Source organism: Halanaerobium salsuginis, assembly GCF_900114545.1.
In the GTDB taxonomy this organism is placed as follows: Bacteria; Bacillota; Halanaerobiia; order Halanaerobiales; family Halanaerobiaceae; genus Halanaerobium; species Halanaerobium salsuginis.
In genome coordinates, this window is the sequence record NZ_FOTI01000018.1 from 18,177 (window position 1) to 44,691 (window position 26,515).

Below are 26,515 nucleotides of genomic sequence, written 5' to 3' on the forward strand. Positions count from 1 at the left end.
ATTATTTACTTATATCTAAAGTAGGAGCGAGCTCCTACTTTAGATAAAAATTTATAATAAGGTGATATTAATGGAAAAAATCAAAAATACTTTTCTCGAACACAAAACACCGCTAATGTTTGTTTTACCAGCAGTTATTTTTTTTACTTTATTTAAGATATTTCCCATTTTAAATTTATTTTGGTTAAGTATACATCAAGTTGATAAAGATATCGGTGACTTTATTGGCTTTAAAAATTATCTTAAATTAATCCATGATCAAGTTTTCTGGTTATCTTTAAAAAATACAACTATTATTGTTATTTTGGTAGTATTTTTTGGAACTATTTTTGGTTATCTAGCAGCATTATTATTGACTGAGGATTTTAAAGGTCAAAAACTTTTCAGGATTTTAATTTTTATCCCGGTAGTAACAACTGTATCTATAATTGCAGTAGTCTGGAAAATGATGTATTACCCTGCTAATTCAGGGATGCTTAATTCTCTTTTAGCTTATTTTAATATTCCTGCTCAGCAATGGTTAGCTGATCCTAAATTGGCTTTATATGCTTTAACAGTTCCTTTAATCTGGCGAATAATAGGTTATAATATGATGATTTTTATTGCAGCTTTAAAAGGAGTTGATAAAAATCAGCTAGAGGCAGCTCAGGTTGAAGGAGCAAATTGGTGGCAGAAGCTTATTTATATAATTATACCAGCCACTAAATATGCAATTAATATGGTCTTAATATTGGCAGTTTTAAGAACATATAAAGTTTTTGTGCCAGCTTATGTAATGACATCAGGTGATCCACAGCATAAAACAGAAACTATTGCAACCTGGATTTATAAACAATCTTTTCGTTACTGGGATATGAGTTATGGTGCTGCTCTAGCAGTTGTATTATTTTTAATTATAATGGTTTTAACAATTTTCCAGAAAAAATTCCAGAGTGAATAAATATAATAGGAGGCTAAGAAATTGCTATCTTTAGAATCAAAAAAAGAGACGATAACAATAAAAGTTCTGAAATATTTTTGTTTAATTATAATTTCTATTTTTATGATTTTACCATTTTTATGGATGATTAGTGCTTCTTTTAAATCACCAGGAGAAATAAATTTACTTCATTATTCTTTAATTCCTAAAAATTTTACTTTTAGTAATTATTTATATGCATTTTTTAAACTTAATATCTGGAAATACTTTTTTAATAGTGTAGTAGTTGCATTTTTTGGTGTAATACTACAGACAATAGTTTGTTCTCTAGCAGCATATGCTCTGGCTAGATTTGAGTTTCCAGGTTCAGTATTTTTAATTACTATTTTTATTGGAACAATGATGCTGCCTGACGCAGCATTAATGGTACCTCTGTTTAGAATACTAAGAACTTTTGGCTTAATCAATAATTATGCAGGAATGATTTTACCGATAGTTCCCTGGGGATTTAGTGTTTTTATGTTAAGTGAATTTTTCAAAGAAATTCCAGCAGAATTGGAAGAATCTGCTCGTATAGACGGAGCTTCTGCTTTGACTATTTTTACTAAAATTATTTTGCCATTATCTAAACCAGTTTTTGGGGCTGTTTTTATTTTTTCTTTCATTATGGTCTGGGATCAATTTATAATTCCGTTATTAGTGGCAAATTCACAATCAATAATGACATTACCTTTATGGTTAGCTAATTTATCGAGCGAAACTTCTAGTAATAGAACTATAGTTGCAGCAGCTACTACTTTAGCAACTATACCATCAATAATAATCTTTCTTTTATTTCAAAGAAATTTTATTCAGGGACTTACTTCAGGTGCTGTTAAAGGATAAATTATTAAATATATAACTTATAATTAATTTGAAGAAAGGAAGATGATTTTGGCGAAGAAATGGCAGGCCCACTGGATAGTTGATCCCGTATTTTATGGCTTAAGTCCAAGAAATATTTTCAGGCAGGAATTAGCTAATGACAACAACCATCAGCACCGGCAAGAATTAAAAAACAGACATACATTAATTAGAAAAACATTTTATATAAATGAAGAAATTAAGTCAGCTCACCTAGATATTTCAGCTGATGATTATTATAAATTGAAAATAAATGGTCATGCAATTGGACAGGGTCCTGCACCTGGTTATTTTTTTCATTATTATTATAATAAATATCAAGTTGAACAATATCTAAAAAAAGGCAAAAATGTAGTAACAGTTCACTTATATTATCAGGGTTTAATTAATCGTGTTTGGAATAGCGGTGATTATCGGCAGGGAATGATTGCAGAACTTTTTATTAATAATAAGCTGAAAATTAAAACTGACCAAAGCTGGTTATATAAGAATATTTTAGCCTATAAATCTGGCGGTATCACAGGTTATCAAACTCAGTTTCTGGAGAATATAGATTTAAACTACTATCCTACAGGCTGGAATAAAATCAATTATAATGATCAGATCTGGCAGCAGTCTGCTATTAAATATAGTGATGACCATAAACTTTTTTTGCAGCCAACTCCCAAGCTTAGTTTTTATCTTAAAAATCCTCAAAAAATAAAAGAATTAGGTTCAGGTCATTACCTAGTTGATTTTGGTCAAATAATTGTCGGTTATTTTAAGTTTTCAGCTGTTGGTAAAAAAGGAGAAATAATTGAAATTAGACATGGAGAAGAACTGCTTGCCGGCAAGCAAGTTCGTTATCAATTGCGTTCTAATTGTAAGTATCAGGAATTTATAACTTTATCAGGTAAGCTTGATCGACCAGAGTTTTATGATTATAAAGTTTTTCGTTATGTGGAAGTGATTGCTCACGATAAGCTTTCTAAATCATTAAAACCAGAATCTTTTAAAGCGTTAATCAGACATTATAAATTTATTGATCAAAACACAACATTTAATTCTTCTGATCAAAGATTAAACAGCATCTGGAGTATCTGTAAAGCGGCTGTTAAGTATGGAGTTCAATCTGCTTATTTAGATTGTCCCGGGCGAGAAAAAGGCCAGTATTTGGGAGATGCTGTTATAACCAGTTTATCGCATTATTATTTAACCGGAGATCTGCGTTTATATAAAAAAGCAATTAAAGATTTTGCCTTATCAAGCTATATTTCAGCCGGGTTAATGGCAGTTGCACCGGGCAGTTTGATGCAGGAAATAGCTGATTATTCTTTACAGTGGCCGCTGCTTTTATTACACTATTACGAATTTAGTGGTGACAAATATTTTTTAAAAGAGATGTATCCTGTTGCAGAAAAGCTGCTTAATTATTTCAAAAAATTTCAACGTTCAGATGGTCTTTTAACAGATGTTAACGAAAAATGGAATCTGGTCGACTGGCCTGTGATAATGAGAGATAATTATGCAGTAAATTTGAAACAGCTTTCAGAAAACCCAGAATATGGCTGTCATAATGTAATTAATGCATTTTTTCTTGGTATGGTAAAAACAATTAATAAAATTAGGGATATTTTAGATATAAGCTATGATAATAATTTTAGTAAATTAGAAAAATCTTTTCTGGCAGCTTTTTATGATAAAAAGCAAAAACTTTTTACTGACACAGAAAAGAAAAATCATTCAGCAATTCATTCAAACATATTGCCTTTGTTTTTTGGCTTTGCACCTTTAGAGGCAGAAGCGGCTATTGTTAATTTAGTTAAAACTAAAGGCTTAAAATGTGGAGTTTATATGGCATATTATTTATTAAAAGCACTGGCTAGAGTTGGTGAATATAAGCTAGTTTATCAGTTAATTATCAATAAATCCAAAAATTCCTGGTTTAATATGTTAACTGAAGGAGCAACAACTTGTTGGGAAGTCTGGTCAAAAACTCAAAAAGAAAATGCTAGTCTTTTACATCCCTGGGCCAGCACCCCTATTATAGTTATTATAGAAGACTTACTGGAAATTGACCTGAGAGTTAGTAATCAAGCTAAAGCGCTAACAGACAATCCGAAATTGTTTAATTATATAGAACAAGTTGAATTTTCTTTGCAAAATAAATTTGTCAATATAGAGATAAATAAGTTGTTAAACAAAAATAAAATAACTAAACATTTTTAAGCCAAAAATATAATTAGGAGGAAGTAAAATGACTATTGAAATTACTGTTGGTCAATTGAATAAATTTGATCGAGAAACTATGATTTTTGCTAAACAGCTGGGCATAAGTAGTGTTCACTTTAATACTCCCCAACTGCCAGGAGAAAAGTACTGGTCTTTAGAAGCTATTCAGGATCTTAAAGCAGAGTGTGCAGCATATAATTTGAAAATAGCTGCTATTGAAAATATACCTTTGAAATTTTATGACAAAATTATGCTTGGCTTGCCAGGTAAAGAAGAACAGATAAAGTATTTGCAAAAGACAGTATTTAATTTAGGTCAGGCGGGTATTCCGATTTTAGGTTATCATTTTGAACCAACTTTTGTCTGGCGAACTTCCTATGCAGAAATTCGGGGTCAGGCTAGAGTTACTGCTTTTAAGCAGGCAGAGGCAGTCAATGGTAAAAACATCGTAAAAGGAGGAGTAAAGGATGCTGAGCCAATTAGTGAAGCAGAAATGTGGGGAAATTATAGTTATTTAATGGAAAATCTTGTTCCTGCTGCAGAAGAAGCAGGCATAAAATTAGCCCTGCATCCTTCCGATCCTCCACTTGCTTCTCTGGGAGGAGTGCCTAGATTATTTAGAAACTTAGCAAGTTTCAAAAGAGCAATGGAAATAGCAGATAGTGATTGCTGGGGGCTTGATCTCTGTCTGGGAACATTTTCTGAAATGCCCGGTGGAGCTAAAAATGTTATGGCAGCAATTGAATATTTTGTTCCCTTGCAAAAAGTTTTTTATATTCATTTTCGAGATGTTTCAGGTACAGTACCAAATTTTAAAGAAGCTTTTATTGGGGCGGGTAATTATGATCCTGCTGTTGTAATAAGACGTTTACAGGAGCTTAAATTTAATGGTTTTTTACTGGCAGACCATGTTCCAATAATGATCAATGACTCTAAACTTAGTCATCGTGCTAGAGCCCATGCAATTGGTTATATGCAGGGACTCTTACAGAGTATTAAGTAAGACAAATCTACATTTAATTTAATAAATAAATATAATTTTTGTAGTAAATTATATAAGGAGGTAGTTTATGCGTGCACTTGCTTTAACTAAAAATGGAAATCCTTTTGAGATTATCAATATTGATGAACCACAGATAACTAAGGCTAATCAGGTAAAAATAAAAATATATGGAACTGGAATTTGTGGTGGAGATCTTAGTGATTATTTAAATCCACCCACTTTAAATAGTAGTCAGCTAATTTTAGGACATGAATATTCGGGAGAAATTGTAGAACTTGGAGCTAAAGCAACTAATTTTAAAGTAGGAGATAAAGTTATTGCAGAAAGTTCAGCAGGTTGTGAAGAATGTTTTTATTGTAGAAACGGCTATACTAATCTCTGTCCTGATAGGAAAGGAATTAGTGGCAGTTTTACCGATTATATAGTAGTACCTGAACGTTATGTTTATCGCTTACCTGCTGAAACAAGTCTTGATTTAGCAATCTTATCTGAACCATTGGCCTGTGTACTAAATGGAATTGAAAAAACTCAGCTTAGAGCAGGCGATCTCACAGTTGTAGTTGGCCCGGGTCCACTTGGTATTTTAACTGCTTTTTTGGCAGACCTGAAAGGAGCAGCAGTCATTTTAGTAGGAAGAAGCTCGAGTCAAAAAAGACTCGAAATTGCTCACAATAAATTAAATTTAGAAGTGATAAATTCAGATCTTGTTGATCCTGGCAAATATATTAAAAAAATTAATAGTTATGGAGCTGATGTAGTTTTTGGTTGTGCAGGTAGTGAAAAAATAATTGATTTTGCTTTGAAAATATTAAAAAAAGGAGGATCTTACACCGAGCTGGGGCTTTTCCATGGTTCAAAGATTACAATTGATTTTGAAAAAATTGTCAAAAAAGAATTAAAAGTTACTGGTGCTGTTAGTCATCGTCCTGATTCGTGGAATCGTTTATTAAAGTTATATAAAAGGAATGATCTAAATGAGTTAAGCAAGATTATTAGCAGTAAATATGAACTTAAAAACTGGAAAACAGCTTTTGAAAATTTAAAGGAAAGAAAAGATTTAAAAGCTGTTTTATATTAAATTATGAAGGAGGAATTAGTTAAAAATGAAATTTCTTGGTCAAAATTACTTATTAGAGAATTCTACTGCTAAAGAATTATATCAATCAATTGCATCACTACCAATTGTTGATGCTCATAACCATAGTGATTTAAAGGAGATACTGGCTAACGAAAATTGGCATGATATCTGGCAATTAGAAGCAGCAAGTGATCATTATGTCTGGGAGTTAATGCGCAAAAGAGGTATTCCTGAGTCAAAAATAACTGGTAGTGCATCTAATAAAGAAAAGTGGTTTGCTTTAGCAGAAATATTTCCAGAACTAGCAGGTAATCCAACCTATGAGTGGATACATCTTGACTTGAAAAGACAGCTTGGTATTGAAGAAAATATTTCTGCTGAAACAGCTAATTATATTTGGCAGGTAAGTAAACAAAAATTAGCTAAAACTGAATTTAAACCACAAAAAATATTAAAAAAAATGCAGGTAGAAGTTATGTGTACAACTGATGATGTTTTTTCTTTGCTTAAGGATCATCAGAGACTCCACAAAGAAATTAATAGTCCGCAAATTTTACCGACCTGGCGAACTGATAAAATTATGAATATTGAACAGCCTGAATGGCTGGAGTCTGTTGAAAAATTGGCCAGGAATTATCAGCAGGATGTAGCTGATTTAACTGGGTTTTTAAAAGCACTCCAGAAATCACATGACCATTTTAATAAATTAGGCTGTGTGTCTGGGGATCATGGCATTGCAGCTCCTGTTTCTTATCCGGTAACTTTTAGTCAGGCAGAAACAGTCTATAAGTCTGCTTTGCTGGGTAAAAAGCTTGCTCAGTCTGAAATAAATGATTTTAAATCATTTATTTTAATTGAATTTGGCAAAATGAATCAGCTAACTAATTGGGTTACCCAATTGCATATTGGAACTTTAAGAAACTATCGAGATAGTTTAACTACAAAGTATAATTTAACTGAAGGGATGGATATCTCTAATTATCAAGTTGAGATTGCCAGTAATTTAAGATATTTTTTCAATTATTTTGATAATAAATTACCAATAGTTATTTATACAATGGAACCAGCGCATTGGTTTACAGCTTCTACAATTTCTCGAGCCTTTCCAAATGTGTATTTGGGAGCGGCCTGGTGGTATGCCGACAGTCCTTATGGTATGGAAAAACAGTTAGAGCAGGTTTCGACTGTAGATTTATTTTATAATTTAGCTGGTATGGTTACTGATTCTAGAAAAATATTATCTTACTCTTCCCGGACAGAAATGTTTCGGCGTAGTTTAGCTAATGTAGTTGCTAATCAGGTTGAAAAGGGTAAAATACCAAATGATGTTGCTATTGATCTAGTTAGCTGGCTAAGCTATTTTGGTCCGAAAAAGTTATTTTTTAGTTAAACTAAAACTAAATATGTATTCAGAAACCTGTTCCATTAGCTAGATCTTTTCTGTTTTCTAGCCAGGAACAGGTTTTTGTAGCCTAAATTAGCTACTGTGTTAGCCAACACAGAAAAGAAATTATTTAAATATTATAATAATGATAACTGTATATTTATCTAAAAATAACAAGAAGGGAGTAGAGGAATGATTAGATTAATAGGAGTTTTAATCATTATTATTGGCTTTATTTTTAAATTAGATATAATTGCTGTAGTTTTAACTGCAGGAATTATAACTGGTTTGGTTGGGGGATTAAGTTTAAATGAAATTTTAAAAACTTTAGGAGAAGCATTTATTACTAATCGGTATATGTCATTATTTTTAGTGACTCTACCAGTAATAGGGATTTTAGAGCGTTATGGCTTAAAAGAAAGAGCAGCAGCATTAATTAAAAATATTAAAGCTGCTACACCAGGTAAAGTTTTGACTACTTATACTTTAATTAGAGAGCTAGCAGCAGCTTTTTCACTGCGGCTGGGTGGTCATGTACAGTTTATTAGACCGCTTGTTTTTCCGATGGCAGAAGGAGCTGCAAAAGTTTCTTATCGCGATCTAGATGAACATAGTATTGAACAATTAAAGGGTTATGCAGCTTCTGCTGAGAATTTTGCCAATTTTTTTGGCCAAAATGTTTTTATTGCAGCCGGAGGTGTTTTATTAATCGTTGGGACTTTAAGTGAGTTAGGAGTAGAAGTTACTCCCCTACAAGTTTCAAAAGCATCACTGCCAATTGCAATTATTGCCTTTGTCCTGGCAGCAGTTTATTATAACATTCTGGATAGAAGGCTTGCCCACCGATTGGGTAAAATTTCTCAAGGAGGTAAGCAGTAACTATGAAAACAATCTTATTAGAAATCTTATACATAATGGCTGGCCTAGTTGCACTTTTTACAGCTTATCTGGCACTTCAGGATAAAAAACACCCAACCAGGCTTGGATCTACTATTTTCTGGGCTCTACTTGCTTTTGCTTTTATTTTCGGTAAGTATGTGCCAGCCCAGTTAGTAGCAGTAATTTTAATTGTGATGGGAGTATTAACTGCTTTAAACAAAGTTCAATTTGGCAGTCAGAAAAATTCTAGTCCAGAATTCAGACAGGAAAAATCAAATAATTTTAAAAACAAACTTTTTATTCCTGCTTTGAGTATTGCAGTTTTTGCTTTTGGAATTGCTCAATTTACTAGTCTTGGAGGTTTAGTTGGACTGGGGATTGGAGCTTTTGTTGCTACTATAATCGCTCTTGTAATGACAGGGGCTGAAGCTAGCTATGTTGCTTACGATGGCAGTCGTTTATTGCAGCAGGTTGGTTCTGCCAGTATTCTGCCGCAGCTTTTAGCAGCTCTGGGCTCTCTTTTTGCTGCAGCTGGAGTTGGCGATGTAATTGCCAGCAGTATTTCTGGAGTTATACCACAGGGTAATATTTTGTTGGGAGTTATTGCTTATTGTCTTGGCATGGCTTTATTTACAATAATTATGGGAAATGCTTTTGCTGCTTTTGCAGTTATTACAGCAGGAATTGGCATGCCTTTTGTTTATAGTCAAGGGGCAGATCCAGCGGTTGCTGGTGCATTAGCTTTAACAGCTGGCTACTGTGGAACTTTAATGACACCTATGGCAGCTAATTTTAATATTGTACCAGCTGCAATTCTTGAAACTAATAATCAGAATCGAGTTATTATTTCTCAATTTGCTTTTGCACTGGTTATGTTATTTATCCATATAATTTTAATGTATTGGCTGGCTTTTTAATAACTAAAATAAAAATTTGAGGTGAATTTAATGAAAGTTTTAGTAACAGGTTTTGATCCTTTTGACCAGGAAAAAATCAATCCTGCCTATGAAGCAGTTAAAAAATTGCCGAATGAAATTGCGGGGGCAAGACTAGTTAAACGCGAAATTCCAACAGTTTTTAATAAATCATTTATTTTGTTAAAGGAAATAGTTGCAGCTGAACAACCAGATATTACAATTTGTGTAGGACAGGCTGGTGGTAGATACAAAATTTCTGTAGAAAGGGTTGCAATTAATATTGATGATGCTCGTATTCCAGACAATGAAGATCAGCAGCCAGTAGATAAGCAAATTGTTGTTAATGGACCAGCTGCTTATTTTGCTAATTTACCAATTAAGAAAATGACAGCAGCAATGCAGGATCAAAAGATTCCGGCTCAGATTTCCAATACAGCTGGTACTTTTGTCTGTAACCATATTATGTATAACCTGCTTCATTTAATAGCAGAACAATATCCTGCTATGCAGGGAGGATTTATTCATGTTCCGTTTATTCCACAACAGGTACTTGATAAAAAAGATCAGGCAAGTATGTCTCTAATAGATATTAGTCGGGGACTCAAATTTGCAATTAAAGCTGCAGTAAATAATTTTGCGGTTTAAGGAGATTGATTGTTAGCTGAATAAACTACAATTAATATTGACAGAAAGTCTATTTTTAATTTATAATTAGCTGCAAATAGTTAATAATTTTAGCTTATATAATTTAGACCATGAGTTTATAGTATAAATATAATTATCTAAAGAGAGGACTTGATAAAATGTATCAGGATTTATTTGATCAGCAGCAGCAAGAATTAATGCGGTCTTTTTTTGAGAATTTATCAAAAAAAGGTAAAGTTAAAAAAATTGCTCGAGCAGAACAAGTAAATCTTGTGAATAAAGAAAATTTTGCTATTGTGGTTTCTGGTCAATTAAAACAGTCACTTTATAGTAAAGCAGGTTCTAAAAAATCACTATATTTGCTGCGGCGGGGAGAAATTTTTGGTGAAATGCATTATTTTAGCTGTGGGCAGAGTAATTTAATAACTGAGGCCAGAGAAGATTCAATTATATCAATAGTTGCCAGTCAGCTGCTGGAAAAAGAACTGGCAGTGGATTCTGGTCTTTATCGTTATTTTATTCATAGTATAACCAGGAAATTTAGAATTGTTATGCTGCAGATGGCAGATCTTGTTTTTAATGATTCAGCGGGTAAATTAGCTGGAATTTTAATTCGACTTGCTGCTCAGGAAGGGAAAAAAACTGCAGCAGGAATAATGATTGATTCGAATTTAACTCATCAAGAGTTGGCTTATTTAATTGGTTGTTCTCGAGCCACAGTGACAAGAGGATTAAATAACTTTAAACAAGCTGGTTTAATTACCTTAAGTTCTGATAAAAAAATTATTATTTTAAGTTCTGCTGCTTTGGCAAAATATGCAGATTCAAGTTTAGTTTGATTGTCTTGATAAGATTATACTTAAAGGTGTTTTTTATTTGATAGTTAGAAAAGAAAATATTTGCAGCAAAAAACTGAGCAGTTAATTTCTGCTCAGTTTTTTAATTATTTGGGAAATTTTCTTTTCTAATTAGTTTAATCATTTTATAACAAAAATCAATACTTTGTTTATCTAGCTTTTTTAGTTCATTTAGTATTTTAGACAATTCAGGATTAAAATCATCTTCCATTGTTAATGTATTTTCTCTAATTAATTCAGAATTATCAGAAGTTGTTATACCCAGGAGAGCATCCAGACTGCATTCTAATACAGCAGTAAGTTCTTTTAAAACGTTAAAAGATGGTTCCTGACCTTTGCTTTCATAACCAGCTATTGTGGATCTTTTTAGTCCAACTTTTTCAGCTAATTCTTTTTGAGTTAAGCCTTTACTCTGACGGGCTTTTTTTAAATTTTTAGCAAAAGTCATTTTAAATTCCTCCTAATTAATTTAAGTAGCAAAAAAAAGTAAAAAAAACTTGACAAAGTTCTAAAATGTAACTATAATATAATCAAGGTACAAAAAGTTATGTAATAGAACAAAATTAAACTCATTTTAATTTATTTAATTTTAAAAGGGGGTAATATGTTCAATTTTATAGATAAAAACTAATAAATTACTTCTTTCAATGACTAAATTCTATCCAAATAATTATATCATATTAAATTCCGAGTGTAAATTTAGTTAGTTTTAACTTAAAAAAACAGAAATTTTTCTTAATTGCGAAATTAATTATTTCAAAGGGAGGAATTCCTGGTGAGTGAAAAGAAAGATTTGTATCAGCAAGAGTTAAGTCAGTATAGGCCAGGAGATAAGATTTATAAACTATTAGATCATTCAAAAGCAGTAGTTAAAGGACAAAGAGAAAATTATTTAATTAAAGTTAAGAAAATTTAATATTAATAATATTTTAGCCAGGGCAAATCCCTGGTTTTTTATTATCTCAAAAATGAGCTTTAATTATTAATTATCTGACTTTTACTTTACAAATACCCTCTGCTTATGAGATAATTTTTAACTGTGGGGGTAGATAAAAATATGAATATTTTAGTTAAGATAAGTCAGGCAATTAGTAATTTTGTCTGGGGTCCATTTATGTTAATCCTATTAGTTGGTACAGGTGTCTATCTTACTGTAGGATTAAAAGGGATTACTATTCGTAAAATTCCAGATGCATTTAAGATGTTGTTAAAAGGAAGAGATAAAGAAAAGCTGGAAGGTGCTGGTGATATTACACCTTTTCAGGCTTTAATGACATCATTGGCCGCCACAGTTGGAACTGGCAATATTGCTGGTGTAGCGACAGCTATTGTGATGGGTGGCCCGGGAGCAATTTTCTGGATGTGGGTAACAGCAATCTTTGGTATGGCAACTAAATTTAGTGAAGCAGTTTTAGCTGTTAAGTACCGCGAACAGAAGGATACTGGCGATTTTGCTGGTGGTCCGATGTACTACATAAAAAATGGTATGGGAGAAAAGTGGAATTGGTTAGGATGGGCTTTTGCTCTTTTTACAGCATTAGCTGCTTTTGGAATTGGGAACACAGTTCAGTCTAATTCTGTTGCTCGAGCTGCAGAACAGTCACTTGGTTTACCATATTGGGCAACTGGTTTAATCTTAATGTTTTTTACCTATATTGTGGTCATTGGAGGAATCAAAAGAATTGCAGAAGTAACAGAGAAATTGGTTCCTTTTATGGCGGTAGTTTATATTTTAGGTGCTCTTTTTATTATTATTTTAAATATCGGTGAATTAGCCGGAGCTTTTGCACTTATTTTTAAAAGTGCTTTTAATGGGCATGCAGCAGTAGGAGGCTTTTCGGGAGCAATGATGGCCCAGGCGATTCGTTTTGGTGTTTCCCGCGGAGTTTTTTCTAATGAAGCTGGTCTGGGAAGTGCCGCAATTGCTCATGCTGCAACTACAACTAAGCAGCCAGTTAAACAGGGAACTATTGGAATGCTGGGTGGTTTTATTGACACAATTATTATCTGTACTCTAACTGCTTTAGTAATTATTATGAGTGGTGTCTGGACTAATGGTCAGACAGGAGCTGAACTTACTACAATGGCTTTTACTAAATCTTTACCTGGTCCAGGTGGATTAATAGTAGCTTTTGGCTTAATCTTTTTTGCTTTTTCTACAATTCTTACCTGGAGTTATTATGGAGAAAAGGCAGTTGAATATATTTTTGGTTCTCGTTTAATTAAAGCTTATCGCTATTTATGGGTAATCATGATTTTTATTGGGGCAGTTGGTAATTTAAAAGTTGTCTGGGCGATGGCAGATGCAATGAATGGTTTAATGACTATCCCTAACTTAATTGCTTTACTGGTCTTAAGCCCTGTTATTTTCCGAGAAAGTAAGGCTTATTTTAGTGCTTATCCGGAGAAAAATAAATAGTTTTGGAGCATATTATTTTATATTTAGCTTAACTTTAAATAAATCCTGCTTTTAAAAGCAGGATTTATTTTTCCGTTAAAAATTTTTATATTTTCTAGAATATGACTATTAACTTAATTATAGAAAGGAAAGAGAATTAAAATGATAAAAAAGCAGAATTTATGGCAGTTATATCGATCTAAACCATTAGTCTTCAGGATTGGGATTGCATTTATTTTAGGTTCAATAGCTGGTTTAATATTTGGAGAAAAAATTAATTTTATTGCACCACTGGGCAGCTTATTTATTAAATTATTAAAGATGATTATCATTCCTATAGTTTTTTTGACTTTAGTTGGAGCTATGAGAAGATTAACTCCCTCCAAATTAGGATTAGTGGGAATTCAGACAGTGGCTCTTTATTTAATTACAACAGCAATAGCAATTATAATTGGTTTAATAACTGCTAATTTAATTTCACCTGGGATTGGTCTTGAATTACCGCTTTCAGCAGAAATAATGAGTAAAGATGCTCCATCTTTGACCAATGTATTATTGGGCATAGTTCCTCAAAATCCTGTTCAGGCTCTGGCTGAAGGGAATGTATTACAGACTATTTTTGTAGCAATAGTTTTTGGCCTGGCGTTAGCTGTTCTTCAAGAAACAGCTGCTGGAGATATTAAAGCTGGGATTAGTTCCATTTTTAATATTGTTGAAGCAGGAACAGAAGCTATGTTCAAGATTGTCTGGGGAGTTATGGAATTTGGAGTACTGGGAGTTTTTGCATTGATGGCTTCTGTTTTTGCTGAAACTGGTTTGCAAGCTTTACTTCCTTTTGCTAAGTTAATATTTAGTCTTTTACTGGCTGTTATTATTCAAATAAGTATAACTTATTTGTTAGTAATAGTAGTTGGCTTTTTAAAACAACGCCCGCTTGCTTTTGTAAGTGGGGTTAAAGATGCTATGTTAACTGCTTTAAGTATTCGTTCAAGCAGTGGAACTTTACCTGTCTCAATGGCTAATGCCGAAGATAATTTGCAGATAGATGAAGAAATTTATAGCTTTACCCTACCTTTAGGTGCAACTATAAATATGGATGGAACAGCTATGTATCAAGGGGTAGCAGCAGTATTTGCAGCCAATTTAATCGGTCAGACATTAACTTTAAGTCAGCAGCTAACAATTATTATAACAGCTGTACTGGCAAGTATAGGTACTGCTGGTGTGCCGGGCAGTGGTTTGATAATGTTAACTATGGTATTAACACAGCTTGGTTTACCACTTTCTGTAGTAGGCTTTGTAGCTGGAATTGATCCTATTCTAGATAGATTAAGAACAATTAATAATGTAACAGGAGATCTAGCAGTTACTGCTTTAGTTGCTAAATGGAATGATACTATCGACTTTACTAAGGGAAGCTGGTCGACCAGGAAAAAATAAGAAAAACTCGGGCCATTTGGCCCGAGTCTTTTTATTTAGATTAAACTTAACTTTTAATTATTTGATTTTATTTCAGATACTAACTTTTGTAGAGCATCTTTAAATGGCGTTACAGGGTGACCAAGTAATTTTTCAAAGTCATTACTTTTCACATCAAGTGCACCTTTGCGAATTGATTGTTGGATACCTGCAAACATAGCTGCCAGTGACTTTGACATACCACTTTCTGTTAGAATTTCCTCATACTCAGTATCACTAACTTGTTTAACTTCAATTTCTTTATCCAGAACTTCCTCCAGATCTGCCACTAGCTCAGCTTGAGTTCTTGGTTGTCCTGAGAGCTCATAAATTTTATTTTCATGACCTTCCCCTGCTAATACTACAGCTGCCGCTTCTGCATAATCTTTTTGTAATGCCCAACCAACTTTACCATCTTCAGCAGATGTTATCCAGGGCTCTGCATTCATTGCAGATTCAATACTACCTATTTCATTACGTAAATACCAATTATTGCGCAAAAAAGCATAAGGAATTCCACTTTCTTTAATTGCTTGCTCCGTAGATCTATGCACAGGCGCTAGATCTAAACTACTATTATCTGCATCAGCAATACTTGTGTAAGCAATAAAGCTGACTTCAGCTTTTTTAGCGGCTTGAACAGCATTTTTATGCTGTCTGATTCTAGTTTCATTATCATCTGTAGTAGATATTATTAATAGCTTATCTATGTTCTGAAAAGTATTAACAAGCTCTTCTGGTTGATCAAAATCACCCTGTCTGACTTCAACACCTTGTTTACTTAACTTATCGGCTTTAGCTGGATTACGAACACTTGCTGCCAGCTGTTCAGCTGGTAACTTAGCCAATAAAAAATCCATTACCTTAGATCCTAATTTACCAGTTGCACCAGTTACCATAATCTTCATTAAGAATTCCTCCTTTATAATATTAAAACTATTAATCACCCATCTAAATTAATTTAGATATTTTATTAATTTATAGTCACTAATATCCTCTATCTAATATCATAACAAAAAATTTAAAAGAGCAATGTAAGATTTTCACATCACATAAAAAAAGTTTCCTTACTAGAAAGTTAATACTCTCTAAATAAAGAAACTTTTTAAGCAGATATTTATAAGGTTAAATTATGTTTGAACTAGAATAACTTGTTAGTAAAAAGCTGTTATTTTTAATTTGACAAATAATTTAATTGAAATTTAATTCCATACTTTTTACATTGACTCCACTTATTGCCTGTAAGGCTGTTTTCAATTTAGCTACTTCTGATTGAGAGGCATTAAGATCTAGAATAATCATTCCTTCATCAGCACAAGTACTGCTTTCGTGCATTCCTAATCTAGTAGTGATTAGACAACCATAATCAGTTAAAATTTGCTGAACTTCAGGGGCTGCATCTGTCCGTTTGTCAATTAAAATGGCCATAATTGTTGAATGTTTCATTTAACCACTCCTTAGTTAATTAGTTATTTTATATATTATTTATTGCTAATAAAAATCCTTTTTTAAAATATGAGATAATTAGGAGATTAATCGTTAAATTAATTAAGAAACCTGACAGCTGCTGCAGTTAAGAGAAACAGTTGGCTGATAATCTTTTATTTTGAAGAGATAATTAGCGAATGAAAATATTTTGTTTTGTTTCTGATTAAATATAATTTGATTGTTTTCAAATTGGATTTCTATTGGAAAAGTTAATTTAATATCCAGATTAAAAATATGAGGTTGTTGAGTTGGTTTGATTAATTCAGATTTTAAAGTTTCTTTAGAAATGATTTTAAATTGATTGTGTTCAGTTTTAAGTCCGGCTAATTTCCCGGCTGAATTAAATTTTAAAGAGTTAGAATCGCCATTAATTCCAGCTGCTTGAGAATCAAAAACAGTAATTTTACCAAGTGGAGTTGTAATAACAGTAGGTTGAGCTGGCTCACAAGACTTCAATTTGCCATTTTCAAATAATTCAAATCCAATTCTACCTGTAAGTGGACCAACAGGAGTAGTTAAGTCAATTCTTTCTTGAGGCCAGAGAGTTATACTTTTAATCTTTCCATTTTTATAAAAACGAAGATTAATTATTTTATTATTTAAATCTACAAAACTTAATTTTAGTTTTAATTTAGTTGCTAATTTATATTCATCTTCTTCTGTCCAATACCCATTTATTTTACTATCCAGGGGAAAGATACATTTAATTTCACCGCTTTGATAAAATAAAATTCTTTCAGCTGGATAGATATTATCTTTGATTTTGAGTAGTGTCTGTTTAGCCAGTGAAATAGCTTTTAGATTTCCATTTTGATAAAAACTAAGTGCGCTTTTATCTTTACGTCGAGCTTGATCAGCACCAAAATATGGAGTTACTTTTAAATTATTTATTTTAATTTGATTAGCCACTTTTAATTTGCAATTTTTAATTTTACCATTACTATAGTATTCAGTAACATTACATTCCTGGAGAATCCCGTATTTGCTAGCTATTTTTCCCATAATAACCCCCTCTTGATTTGCTACAGTTTAATTATTAGTTGCTTTATGTTTTATTAAATCAAAGCTTTATTAGTAATTAATTTATTAAATTAATTATAACAAATAAAGTACTGTAGAAGTTATTATTATTTATGATAGAACATGGATACAATTATTTTAATAAACTTAAACAAAAATTAAAAAAATATTTTTATTTAAGCAGCTAAATCTGACATAAAATAAACTTCAATTTTGAATAAACTAAATATTTAAAGATAAAGATAGAGCAAATTACAATTGATTTTCTGAATAATTGAAATTGTTGAATGTTGATACTTTTTGTCTATAAGATTGAAAATCCCTGATTTATCAAGTATAATTAAACTAAGTAAGTTATCTATTACTCTAAAAATTATTAAATTTAAAATTAATTGATAATAAAGTTAATGATTTAAGACAGCTGAGTCTGAAATTATAATAAAGCAGGGTGAATTTTATGAAAACAAAAGAATTAATTATGAACTCCATTAGAATTATTGGAGATGTTTTTTTAGTTAATTTAGCTTTTTTTATTGCCTTTAATTTTCGTTTTGAAGGAGCAGTACCCAAATTAAACTATCTATCTTATTTAAAGCTTGCTCCATATATCTCTATCTTTTCAATTTTACTTTTTCAGATGTACAGTCTTTATAGTAACCAACTAAAAAAGAAAATTAGCGAAATTTTTTATGCTTTTATTCCAGCTACCTTTATTATAATTTTATTTACAGGAACTTTAGCTTATTTGACTCATTCACTGGCTTTTCCGAGACTAGTTTATTTAATTTCTCTGCCAGTTCTTTTTTTATTGCTAATTAGCTGGCGCTATTTAACTATTTTATTAGAAAGTTCTATTAGTAGTCAGGAAGATATTATAATTATTGGCCGGGGAGAAAATACAGCTAAATTAATTAAAAATATTATTTATTCAATGCATACTTGTTATAATATTAAAGATGTAATTATTGATGATGCTACCTATTTAAGTGAGCTTACTAATATTGACTTTAACATAATAACTGATTTTTCATCTTTAGAGATGAAATTGAGCGACTTAGATGCAGAAATAATCTTTATTGCTTCTAACTTAGCTGAACAGGAGAAAAAAGCTGCCTTTTATGTAGCGTTAGAAAAGGATTGGGAGGTTTCTCTAGTTCCAGAGTTTTATGAAATTATGCTTTCTGGAGCTAGACTAGAACAAGTTGGAGAAATGCCTGTTTTTGAAATTATTCCACCGAATAAAAGTTTTGGCTTTATTTTAAAAAGGCTCACTGATATTTGTTTATCCCTAATTGGGCTTATTTTAAGCTTACCCTTAACTATTCCAGCAGCCCTGGCTATTAAATTTGAAAGTAAAGGCTCCTTATTTTTTGTCCAGCAGAGAGTTAGCAGGGGCGAAAAAATATTTCCCGTTTATAAGTTTAGAACAATGGTAGTTGATGCAGAGAAAAATACTGGTCCAGTTCTAGCCTGTAAAAATGACAGTCGAGTTACTAGAGTTGGACGATTTTTGCGTAAGACAAGAATTGATGAAATACCACAGCTTTTTAATGTACTTAAAGGTGATATGAGTATTGTAGGGCCACGGCCAGAGAGACCACATTTTGTTGATCAATTTGAGCAGGAACTGCCGCATTATAAGTTTCGTCATTATATTAAAACTGGAATTACTGGAATGGCTCAAGTTAGAGGATTTTATGGCACAGATCCTGAGGATAAATTACGTATGGATTTGCTTTATGCTAATAGACGATCTTTTATTTTTGATCTTAAAATATTATTAGAAACATTGAAAGTTATTTTTATGGGACACAAAGCTAATTAATAGGAGTGATAAATTTAAATGGAGATTTTAGTTACTGGTGGGGCAGGTTTTATTGGTTCAAATATTGTTGATGCTTTAATTAAAGCTGGCCATCAGGTAATTATAGTTGATAATTTAAGTTCAGGTAAGAAAAAAAATATAAACAAGCTAGCAAAATTTTATCAGATTGATCTCTGTCAGAATGATTTAGCCAGAGTTTTTCAAGAAAATAAAATTACGCACGTGATTCATCATGCAGCTCAAATTGATGTGCAAGCATCGATTGAAAACCCTCTTTTTGATGCCAGAAATAATATTTTAGGTACACTTAATTTATTAGAAAATTGTCGGGAATTTGCAGTTGAAAAAGTTATTTATGCTTCTTCAGCTGCTGTTTATGGCGAACCAGATTATCTACCAGTCGATGAAAAACATCCACTTAAAATCATGTCAGGTTATGGAATAAGCAAACATACTCCAGAACATTATTTAAAGGTATACCAGGAACTTTATGGGATAAATTATACAATATTTCGTTATGCTAATGTTTATGGACCTCGTCAGGACCCAGCTGGTGAAGGAGGGGTAGTCTCAATTTTTGTTGACCAGATGTTGGCTGGTAAAAGACCAGTTATTTTTGGAGATGGCAGTCAAAGCAGAGATTTTATTCATGTTTACGATATTGTAAAAGCTAATTTGCTGGCTCTTAGTAAAGGCAATAATCTTTTAATTAATCTGAGTACTGAATCAAGATCCAGTATCAAAGAGCTGGTAAAATATTTAAATAAAATTCTGGCTTTTAATTTAAAACCGATTTATAAACCTGCTCGCTCTGGAGATATTTTACATTCTGTATTGGCAAATTCACAGGCCAGGCAAATCTTAGGCTGGCAGCCAGAATATGATCTTTTATCTGGTCTGGAGCAGACAATTAATTATTATAAAAAATTAAACTAAAAATGATTTAAACTCTCGTTTTTGATCAATTTTCTTTTGATATTTTTGAGGAGAAATTCCAATTTCTTTTTTAAAAGCTCGATAAAAACTTGAATAATTACCAAAATTTAAAATACTAGCTACCTCACCACAGCTTTTTTCTGTCAATAATAATTCTTTTGCTTTCATTATTTTTTTATAATGAATATACTGCAGAACAGAAAATCCGGTATTTTCTTTAAAAATATGAGCCAGATATGATTTATTTAAATAAAATTCGGCCGCAAGACTATTTAAAGATAATTCAGCTTCTAAATTTTGATTAATAAACTTAATTATTTTAAGAATTCGGCTATTATAGGTGCTCATTTCCTGAATGTTTTTTTGCTGGTTTTGCTTAAATAGCTGATTAATTAATACCAACAATTGAATAAAATAAGTTTCAATCATTATTTCTGCTTCAGCAGGTTTAGTATTTATATATTCAGCTATCTTTTTTAAATAGCTGAATATTTTTTTGTTTTGATCAATAATTTTATTATTATCTGCTGTTGATCTATTTTCAAAACAGCATAAAAGATCAAAATCAAGATAATTATATTTTTTTATTTCCCAGGGATAAAAATGGATTACAATTCTTTCATATGGAATAGCAGAATTGAGAACTGGTTTATGGAGTTCCCGATTATTAATTAAAAGCAGATTGTTTTTAGCTAGCTGATAAGCTCGTCCTTCAATATAATAAGTAACATCTCCATTTAGAAAATAATATATTTCATAAAAATCATGCAGATGGGGTTTGAAATTTTCTTCAGTTCCAATAGTTTTAGAATTAGTATAAGTAATTTCTAAAAGTCTATTTTTAAAAAAATAACTATCATTTGCCAATTAAGACTTCCTCCTTAAAGTTAATTAATTTAATTATACCTAAAGATTTGCAATATTTAAAGCAGGAATAGCAAAGATATAGTTTGATAATTGAGATATAATTAACATATAAGCTGAAATATTCAGAAAATGAGGGGGAGAAAAATTGTATTACACAGGTTTTGCAGATGAAGCAGCTGCTTCTATTGATCAACAAATTGCTGTAACTAAAGAGTTAGGCTGGCACTATATTGAGGCCCGAGAAATTGATGGAGTTAATTTAACTGACTTAAGTGAGGCCAAATTTGCAGAGATAGCAGAAAAATTAGCTAAAGCAGGAGTTGAAATTAATTGTTTTGGTAGTGCAGTTGCCAATTGGGGTAAAGATCCTCGCTTCGAAGATTCATTTAAAAGAAGTTTAGCTGAGTTAGCAAGAGCAATTCCCCGGATGAAACAGCTTGGGACTAAAATGATTAGAGGTATGAGTTATGGGATTCCCCGTGATCTAGGACCACAGAATCCGGAATTAGAAGCAAAAATTATTGCAAGTTTAAAAAAAATGGTTAAATTATGTGCAGAAGCTGATTTGATCTATGTTCATGAGAATTGTATGAATTATTTTTCCCAATCTTATCAGCACATGGAACAGTTAACTAGGTCTATTAATTCTGATAATTTTAAGATCGTTTTTGATACAGGTAATCCATTGATGGCTGATAATAGAATGGGAGCAGAACCATATTCAAAACAGACAAGTTGGGGAGCTTATCAGCAGTTAAAAGATCATATTTATTATGTGCATATTAAAGATGGGAATTTTGTTAAAGAAACAGCTGGCATTTTTCCGGAAATGAATTACACTTATCCTGGTGAAGGCAATGCTGAAGTGAAAAAGATTTTAGTTGATTTATTAAAAAATGGCTATGATGGTGGACTTTCTATTGAACCTCATATGGGGGCTGTTTATCATGAAACAGAAAATCTAACCGAAGCAGAAGCAAAATATAATACTTATCTTGAGTATGGAAAAAGATTTATGAGTTTGATGACAGAAATTAAAGCTGAAGCTGTTTCATAATTGGAGGGGGATTAAGTAATGGCAGAATTGAAAGTTGGTATAATTGGTATTGGCAATATGGGAACTGCTCATGCTAAAAATTTAGCAGCTGGCCAGGTTAAAGGGGCTGAATTAGTAGCTGTATGTGATATTAATCAGCAGCGTCTGGACTGGGCAGCTGAAAATTTAGCTCAGCAAGTTAAACTTTATTCTGAGGCAGCAGAATTATTAAATTATGCAGAGTTAGAGGCAGTAATTATTGCAACTCCTCACTATGACCACCCTCCCCTAGCTATAGCTGCTTTTAAAAAGGGCCTGCATGTTTTAACTGAAAAGCCAGCTGGAGTTTATACTAAGGCTGTACGAGAAATGAATAAGGCTGCTCTGGCTGCTGGAAAAACTTTTGCTATTATGTATAATCAGCGAACCAGACCTATTTACCAAAAAGTTAAGGATTTAGTTAGTAGCGGTGAACTTGGCGACTTAAAAAGAATTAACTGGATTATTGATTGGTATCGACCGCAAAGTTATTATGATAATGGAGGCTGGCGTGCTACCTGGCAGGGAGAAGGTGGAGGAGTTCTGCTTAATCAAGATCCCCACCAACTTGATCTCTGGCAGTGGATATGTGGTATGCCAATTAGAATTAGAGCTTTTGCTGCGGAAGGTAAATATCATCAAATTGAAGTAGAAGATGATGTTACAGCTTATTTTGAATATGAAAATGGAGCGACTGGTGTTTTAGTTACTTCAACTGGTATTGCTCCAGAAACAAATCGGCTCGAAATAACTGGCACTAAAGGAAAGATAATTGTTGAAGCAGAAAAATTAATTTTTAAACGGCTCCGAATTTCGGAACCTGAATTCAATAATACTTTTAAAGGTGGATTTGGTAAGCCAGAATGCTGGCAGATTGAAATACCGACCACAGATACTGGGGCTGAACACCTCAAAATATTAAATAATTGGGTAGCTGCTATTCAGCAGGGAACAAAATTAATTGCTCCTGGAGAAGAAGGTATTAAAGGTTTAACTATCTCTAATGCGATTCATCTTTCTGCCTGGAATGATGACTGGGTAGAAATTCCTTACTCAGAAGATTTATTTTACCAAAAATTGCAGACTAAAATAGCCAACTCTAGTTTTGAGAAAAAAACTACAGAGAGTAGAACTTTTTCTGTGGAAGGAACTTTTTAGCTGCTTTTTTGATCTGAAAGATAAATTTATGATTACTAGAGAAAGGGTTAGATAAGCCATGCAGAAATTAAAAACAGCAATTATTGGCTGTGGAAATATTTTTCCAGTCCATGCTGATGTATTAAAAAACTTAGCAGATGTAGAATTAACATATGTAGTCGACAATCAAAAATCAAGAGCTAAAGCTGCTGCCAGTAAATATAATTGCAGTTATTTAACAGATTATCGCAAGCTATTTAATCTCCAGCTTGATGTAGTTCATGTTTGTACTCCACATTATTTGCATTTACCAATGACAGCTGATCTTTTAGAACATAATTTAAATGTTTTGTTAGAAAAGCCATTAACTCTTAACTATCAGACTGGTTGCCAACTTGCCCAACTGGCTGCTGGAAGCAGCAGTAAATTAGGAGTAGTTTTTCAGAATAGATTTAATCCCAATAACCAAAAAGCTAAACAGCTGCTTAGTCGGGGTGAACTAGGCAAAATTAAGGGTATTAAAGGCTTTGTAACCTGGCATCGCGATAAAAATTATTATCTTCAGGACAGCTGGCGAGGTAGTTATCAAACTGAAGGGGGAGGTGTCTTAATTAATCAGGCTATTCATACTCTAGATTTAATGCATTGGTTTGTGGGTGATGTTGCAGAACTTAAAGCTTCAATTGATACCAGGCTGCTGCAAAATATAATTGAAGTTGAAGATACAGCTGAGGCAACTCTATATTTTGCGAATGGAGCAGTTGGTATTTTTTATGCAACAAATACATTTACTTCGAATAGCCCTGTTGAAATTGTGATTGATTGTGAAAAAGCTAGCTTACAGCTGGTTGGAAAGCGCTTGCTAAAAATAGAATCTGGCATAGTTGAAGAACTGCAGATACAGGCTGAAAAGGAACCTGCTAATTATAAATCTTATTGGGGAAATAGTCATCAAAAAATTATTAGTGGTTTTTACAAGGATATTAAGCTTGGAACAGAGAAGTATATAATTAATGCAGAATCTGCGGTAAAATCACTGCAGATAATAGATGCTATTTATCAATCTGCTCATCAGAATAGGCGGATTGTTTTAAAATAAATTTAAATAGGGGGTGAAAGAGAGGAAGTCGAGTTTTTTAGTGAAATAGGTCAGTAGCTGTTAAATTTTTAGAAAATAAAAAAAGATATTTATAATCAGAATAAATTCAAAATTTAATCAAGTAACAATTAATCAAACAAAAATAAATAAAAGCAAAAGCAGGAGGGATTTAAGTAATGAAAAAGAGTATTCTAGTTATTTTAATGATTTTTATTTTGACAGCAAGTTTTTCTTCAGCAGTTTTAGCAGAAAAAATAACTTTGCGGATGGCCTGGTGGGGTTCACAGAATAGGCATATTAGAACTTTACAGGTAATCAAAATGTATGAGAAGCTTCATCCTGAAATTGATATTGAGCCTCAATATACTGGTTGGACTGGCTATTGGGAAAAAATGGCTGCTCAGGCTGCCGGGAATAGATTACCTGATATAATGCAGCATGATCGCAAATATATTGTTCAATACGCAAATAATAATCAACTTTTAAATTTGAATCCTTATGTTGATTCAGGGCTGCTTGATCTAAGCAATGTAGATATGCCACTGGGGGTAATTGATGATAATCTTTATGGAATTACTCTTGGGGTAAATGCAGTTGGAATCGCTGCTGATCCCAGCCTTTTTGAGGCTGCAGGTGTAGAAATGCCAGCTGCTAATTGGGATTGGGATCAATATATTGCAGCTGGTAAACAAATTAAAGATAAATTAGGAATTTATGCAGATCGAACTATGCCTCATTCCTGGGCCGGAATTTTTGACTTAAGAATTTGGTTAAGACAGCATGGCAAATCACTTTATAATGAAGCTGGTACAGCTTTAGGATATGAAGATGATCAATTATTTGCCGATCTTTATACAAGAATGAAAGAATTAGTTGATAGTGGTTTTTATGCACCACCCTCTTTGATGAAAGAAGTGGGAACTAATGTAGAAGAAGAGCTTGTTACTAATCAACAGGCTGCGATGGCTGGTGTATGGAGCAATCAGATTGTAGCTATATCTTCTGCAGCTGGCAAAAAACTTGAATTACTAACTGTACCAGAAGTTAAGAATCAAGTTAAGGAAGGTATGTTTATTAAACAGGGCCAGTATTTAACAGTAACTAAAAATAGTGAACATCCTGCAGAAGCGGTTAAATTTCTTAATTATTTTTTAAATAATATTGAAGCTAATAAAGTTTTAATGGCTGAAAGAGGTGTACCGGCAGCTAAACCAGTGCGGGATGCTTTAATGCCTCTTCTTGATGATATTAACAAAGAACAGTTTGAATATATTGAAACAGCAGCAGCTAATTCAAGTGATATTTTCCCTCCGCCTCCTAGTGGACATATGGAAATTGTTGACTTAAAACAGCGCTTGATGATGTCTGTTATGTATGGCACTATGGAGCCCCTGGCAGCTGCGCAGGAGTTTAGAAAACAGGCAACTATTATTTTGAATAAAAACAACTAAATCTAATAACTGGAGCTGCAGTTAATTACAGTTCCAGTTTTCAAAAAAGGAGGAATTAATTTGAGAAATTATGTTAATGAAAGAACAACTCTAGCTGGCTATATTTTTATTAGCCCCTGGTTGTTTGGGTTTCTGGCCTTTATGTTGGTACCAGTTATTATGTCTTTATATTACTCTTTTACTAGCTATAATCTGGTTAGTAGTTCAGTTTTTGTAGGCTTAGAAAATTATAAAGAAATTATTATGGATGATCCGCGTTTTTTGAATTCATTAAAAGTTACTTTTATTTATACTTTTACGGCTTTACCATTAAGATTAGGTTTTGCACTTTTACTGGCAGTATTGTTTAATCAGGGGCGCCGCTTTGTAGGATTATATAGAACACTTTTTTATGTACCTTCTTTAATAGGTGGGAGTGTAGCGATTTCCGTAGTCTGGAGACAGCTCTTTGGTTATAGTGGAGCAATGAATGATATTCTTGTTGGTCTTGGTATCTTAAAAGCTCCAATTGGTTTTATCGGGAATCCTAAAACATCACTCTGGACCCTTGTTTTATTAGCAGCCTGGCAGTTTGGATCACCAATGTTAATTTTTTTAGCTGGTTTAAAGCAAATTCCGATTAGGCTTTATGAGTCAGCAGCAATTGATGGAGCAAACTGGTGGCAGAAATTTTTCCGGATAACAATTCCCATGCTAACACCTGTTATCTTTTTTAATGTGGTAATGCAGACAATTCGCCTTTTTATGATGTTTACTCAGGCTTATATTATTACTGAAGGTGGGCCAATTGATTCAACAATGGTTTATGTACTTTATCTATTCAAACAAGCTTTTCAGTATAGTTCAATGGGCTATGCCAGTTCGTTAGCCTGGATTTTACTTATTATTTTGAGTGTAATTACTTTACTTATTTTTAAAAGTTCTAAATACTGGGTATTTTATGAGGCGGAAGGAGAGAATTGATA

General features: G+C 32.5%; 25 protein-coding genes. 20 read left to right on the top strand and 5 right to left on the bottom strand.

The annotated features are described in order from the left end of the window. The first annotated feature begins 70 nt into the window (after positions 1 to 70). The 10 genes from BMZ74_RS07270 to BMZ74_RS07315 all read left to right on the top strand — a co-directional run bounded on the left by BMZ74_RS07270 (position 71) and on the right by BMZ74_RS07315 (position 10,778). Complete coding sequence (locus tag BMZ74_RS07270; protein ID WP_089861531.1) at positions 71 to 940, top strand: carbohydrate ABC transporter permease; 870 nt, start codon at positions 71 to 73, stop codon at positions 938 to 940. A gap of 21 nt (positions 941 to 961) precedes the next feature. Next, positions 962 to 1,804 (top strand): carbohydrate ABC transporter permease, encoded by an 843-nt coding sequence (locus tag BMZ74_RS07275; RefSeq protein WP_089861533.1) that lies wholly within the window; start codon positions 962 to 964, stop codon positions 1,802 to 1,804. 48 nt (positions 1,805 to 1,852) lie between these two features. Further along, the gene (locus tag BMZ74_RS07280) at positions 1,853 to 4,030 is read left to right on the top strand and encodes a family 78 glycoside hydrolase catalytic domain (protein ID WP_177181389.1); all 2,178 of its coding nucleotides are present in this window, start codon (positions 1,853 to 1,855) and stop codon (positions 4,028 to 4,030) included. Positions 4,031 to 4,058: 28 nt separating this feature from the next. After that, positions 4,059 to 5,036 carry a mannonate dehydratase gene (locus tag BMZ74_RS07285; protein ID WP_089861537.1) on the top strand — a complete coding sequence of 326 codons (978 nt, stop codon included), beginning with the start codon at positions 4,059 to 4,061 and terminating at the stop codon, positions 5,034 to 5,036. A gap of 67 nt (positions 5,037 to 5,103) precedes the next feature. Continuing rightward, complete coding sequence (locus BMZ74_RS07290; RefSeq protein WP_089861539.1) at positions 5,104 to 6,114, top strand: zinc-dependent alcohol dehydrogenase; 1,011 nt, start codon at positions 5,104 to 5,106, stop codon at positions 6,112 to 6,114. A 25-nt stretch (positions 6,115 to 6,139) separates the two neighbouring features. Beyond that, a complete protein-coding gene (uxaC, locus tag BMZ74_RS07295) occupies positions 6,140 to 7,504 on the top strand; it encodes a glucuronate isomerase (RefSeq protein WP_089861541.1) in 1,365 nt (454 codons plus the stop codon). Positions 7,505 to 7,690: 186 nt separating this feature from the next. Then, positions 7,691 to 8,377: a DUF969 domain-containing protein gene (locus BMZ74_RS07300; protein ID WP_089861543.1), complete on the top strand. Its 687-nt coding sequence runs from the start codon at positions 7,691 to 7,693 to the stop codon at positions 8,375 to 8,377. 2 nt (positions 8,378 to 8,379) lie between these two features. Further along, positions 8,380 to 9,294, top strand: coding sequence for a DUF979 domain-containing protein (locus BMZ74_RS07305; RefSeq protein ID WP_089861545.1), 915 nt, complete (start codon positions 8,380 to 8,382; stop codon positions 9,292 to 9,294). Positions 9,295 to 9,324: 30 nt separating this feature from the next. Continuing rightward, positions 9,325 to 9,939 carry a pyroglutamyl-peptidase I gene (gene pcp, locus BMZ74_RS07310; protein WP_089861547.1) on the top strand — a complete coding sequence of 205 codons (615 nt, stop codon included), beginning with the start codon at positions 9,325 to 9,327 and terminating at the stop codon, positions 9,937 to 9,939. 158 nt (positions 9,940 to 10,097) lie between these two features. Then, positions 10,098 to 10,778, top strand: coding sequence for a Crp/Fnr family transcriptional regulator (locus tag BMZ74_RS07315; protein WP_089861549.1), 681 nt, complete (start codon positions 10,098 to 10,100; stop codon positions 10,776 to 10,778). A 100-nt stretch (positions 10,779 to 10,878) separates the two neighbouring features. Here the strand turns inward: BMZ74_RS07315 and BMZ74_RS07320 are convergent, their stop codons facing one another. Continuing rightward, positions 10,879 to 11,244, bottom strand: a complete 366-nt coding sequence (locus BMZ74_RS07320; RefSeq protein ID WP_089861551.1) for a helix-turn-helix domain-containing protein — start codon at positions 11,242 to 11,244, stop codon at positions 10,879 to 10,881. A gap of 327 nt (positions 11,245 to 11,571) precedes the next feature. On the opposite strand from BMZ74_RS07320, the gene BMZ74_RS14485 reads away from it, so the two are divergent. The 3 genes from BMZ74_RS14485 to BMZ74_RS07330 all read left to right on the top strand — a co-directional run bounded on the left by BMZ74_RS14485 (position 11,572) and on the right by BMZ74_RS07330 (position 14,634). Then, positions 11,572 to 11,712: a hypothetical protein gene (locus BMZ74_RS14485; RefSeq protein WP_177181390.1), complete on the top strand. Its 141-nt coding sequence runs from the start codon at positions 11,572 to 11,574 to the stop codon at positions 11,710 to 11,712. 141 nt (positions 11,713 to 11,853) lie between these two features. Then, positions 11,854 to 13,215: an alanine/glycine:cation symporter family protein gene (locus BMZ74_RS07325; RefSeq protein ID WP_089861553.1), complete on the top strand. Its 1,362-nt coding sequence runs from the start codon at positions 11,854 to 11,856 to the stop codon at positions 13,213 to 13,215. Between the two features lie 141 nt (positions 13,216 to 13,356). Next, positions 13,357 to 14,634 carry a dicarboxylate/amino acid:cation symporter gene (locus tag BMZ74_RS07330; RefSeq protein WP_089861555.1) on the top strand — a complete coding sequence of 426 codons (1,278 nt, stop codon included), beginning with the start codon at positions 13,357 to 13,359 and terminating at the stop codon, positions 14,632 to 14,634. A gap of 53 nt (positions 14,635 to 14,687) precedes the next feature. Here the strand turns inward: BMZ74_RS07330 and BMZ74_RS07335 are convergent, their stop codons facing one another. The 3 genes from BMZ74_RS07335 to BMZ74_RS07345 all read right to left on the bottom strand — a co-directional run bounded on the left by BMZ74_RS07335 (position 14,688) and on the right by BMZ74_RS07345 (position 17,142). Beyond that, positions 14,688 to 15,560, bottom strand: a complete 873-nt coding sequence (locus BMZ74_RS07335; protein ID WP_089861557.1) for an SDR family oxidoreductase — start codon at positions 15,558 to 15,560, stop codon at positions 14,688 to 14,690. Positions 15,561 to 15,843: 283 nt separating this feature from the next. Further along, positions 15,844 to 16,098, bottom strand: a complete 255-nt coding sequence (locus BMZ74_RS07340; RefSeq protein WP_089861559.1) for a CPF_0552 family protein — start codon at positions 16,096 to 16,098, stop codon at positions 15,844 to 15,846. Between the two features lie 102 nt (positions 16,099 to 16,200). Beyond that, entirely contained in the window at positions 16,201 to 17,142 is a 942-nt protein-coding gene (locus BMZ74_RS07345; RefSeq protein ID WP_089861561.1) for a hypothetical protein, read from the bottom strand. A gap of 475 nt (positions 17,143 to 17,617) precedes the next feature. On the opposite strand from BMZ74_RS07345, the gene BMZ74_RS07350 reads away from it, so the two are divergent. Further along, positions 17,618 to 18,985, top strand: coding sequence for a sugar transferase (locus tag BMZ74_RS07350; RefSeq protein WP_089861563.1), 1,368 nt, complete (start codon positions 17,618 to 17,620; stop codon positions 18,983 to 18,985). Positions 18,986 to 19,003: 18 nt separating this feature from the next. Beyond that, the gene (locus BMZ74_RS07355) at positions 19,004 to 19,921 is read left to right on the top strand and encodes an NAD-dependent epimerase/dehydratase family protein (RefSeq protein WP_089861564.1); all 918 of its coding nucleotides are present in this window, start codon (positions 19,004 to 19,006) and stop codon (positions 19,919 to 19,921) included. On the opposite strand, the gene BMZ74_RS07360 is transcribed toward BMZ74_RS07355, so the two are convergent. Further along, positions 19,913 to 20,788, bottom strand: coding sequence for an AraC family transcriptional regulator (locus tag BMZ74_RS07360; protein ID WP_089861568.1), 876 nt, complete (start codon positions 20,786 to 20,788; stop codon positions 19,913 to 19,915). The two genes, BMZ74_RS07355 and BMZ74_RS07360, sit on opposite strands and share 9 nt — an antisense overlap. Before the next feature lie 145 nt (positions 20,789 to 20,933). On the opposite strand from BMZ74_RS07360, the gene BMZ74_RS07365 reads away from it, so the two are divergent. From BMZ74_RS07365 to BMZ74_RS07385, 5 genes are all read left to right on the top strand, one after another. Next, positions 20,934 to 21,845, top strand: coding sequence for a sugar phosphate isomerase/epimerase family protein (locus tag BMZ74_RS07365; RefSeq protein WP_089861570.1), 912 nt, complete (start codon positions 20,934 to 20,936; stop codon positions 21,843 to 21,845). Positions 21,846 to 21,863: 18 nt separating this feature from the next. Beyond that, complete coding sequence (locus tag BMZ74_RS07370) at positions 21,864 to 23,021, top strand: Gfo/Idh/MocA family protein (protein ID WP_089861572.1); 1,158 nt, start codon at positions 21,864 to 21,866, stop codon at positions 23,019 to 23,021. 58 nt (positions 23,022 to 23,079) lie between these two features. After that, positions 23,080 to 24,099 (top strand): Gfo/Idh/MocA family protein, encoded by a 1,020-nt coding sequence (locus BMZ74_RS07375; RefSeq protein WP_089861574.1) that lies wholly within the window; start codon positions 23,080 to 23,082, stop codon positions 24,097 to 24,099. A gap of 176 nt (positions 24,100 to 24,275) precedes the next feature. Beyond that, positions 24,276 to 25,550, top strand: a complete 1,275-nt coding sequence (locus tag BMZ74_RS07380; RefSeq protein ID WP_089861576.1) for an ABC transporter substrate-binding protein — start codon at positions 24,276 to 24,278, stop codon at positions 25,548 to 25,550. 60 nt (positions 25,551 to 25,610) lie between these two features. Next, on the top strand, positions 25,611 to 26,513 hold the full coding sequence (locus BMZ74_RS07385) for a carbohydrate ABC transporter permease (RefSeq protein ID WP_218142059.1): 903 nt from the start codon (positions 25,611 to 25,613) through the stop codon (positions 26,511 to 26,513). Positions 26,514 to 26,515 lie beyond the last annotated feature (2 nt).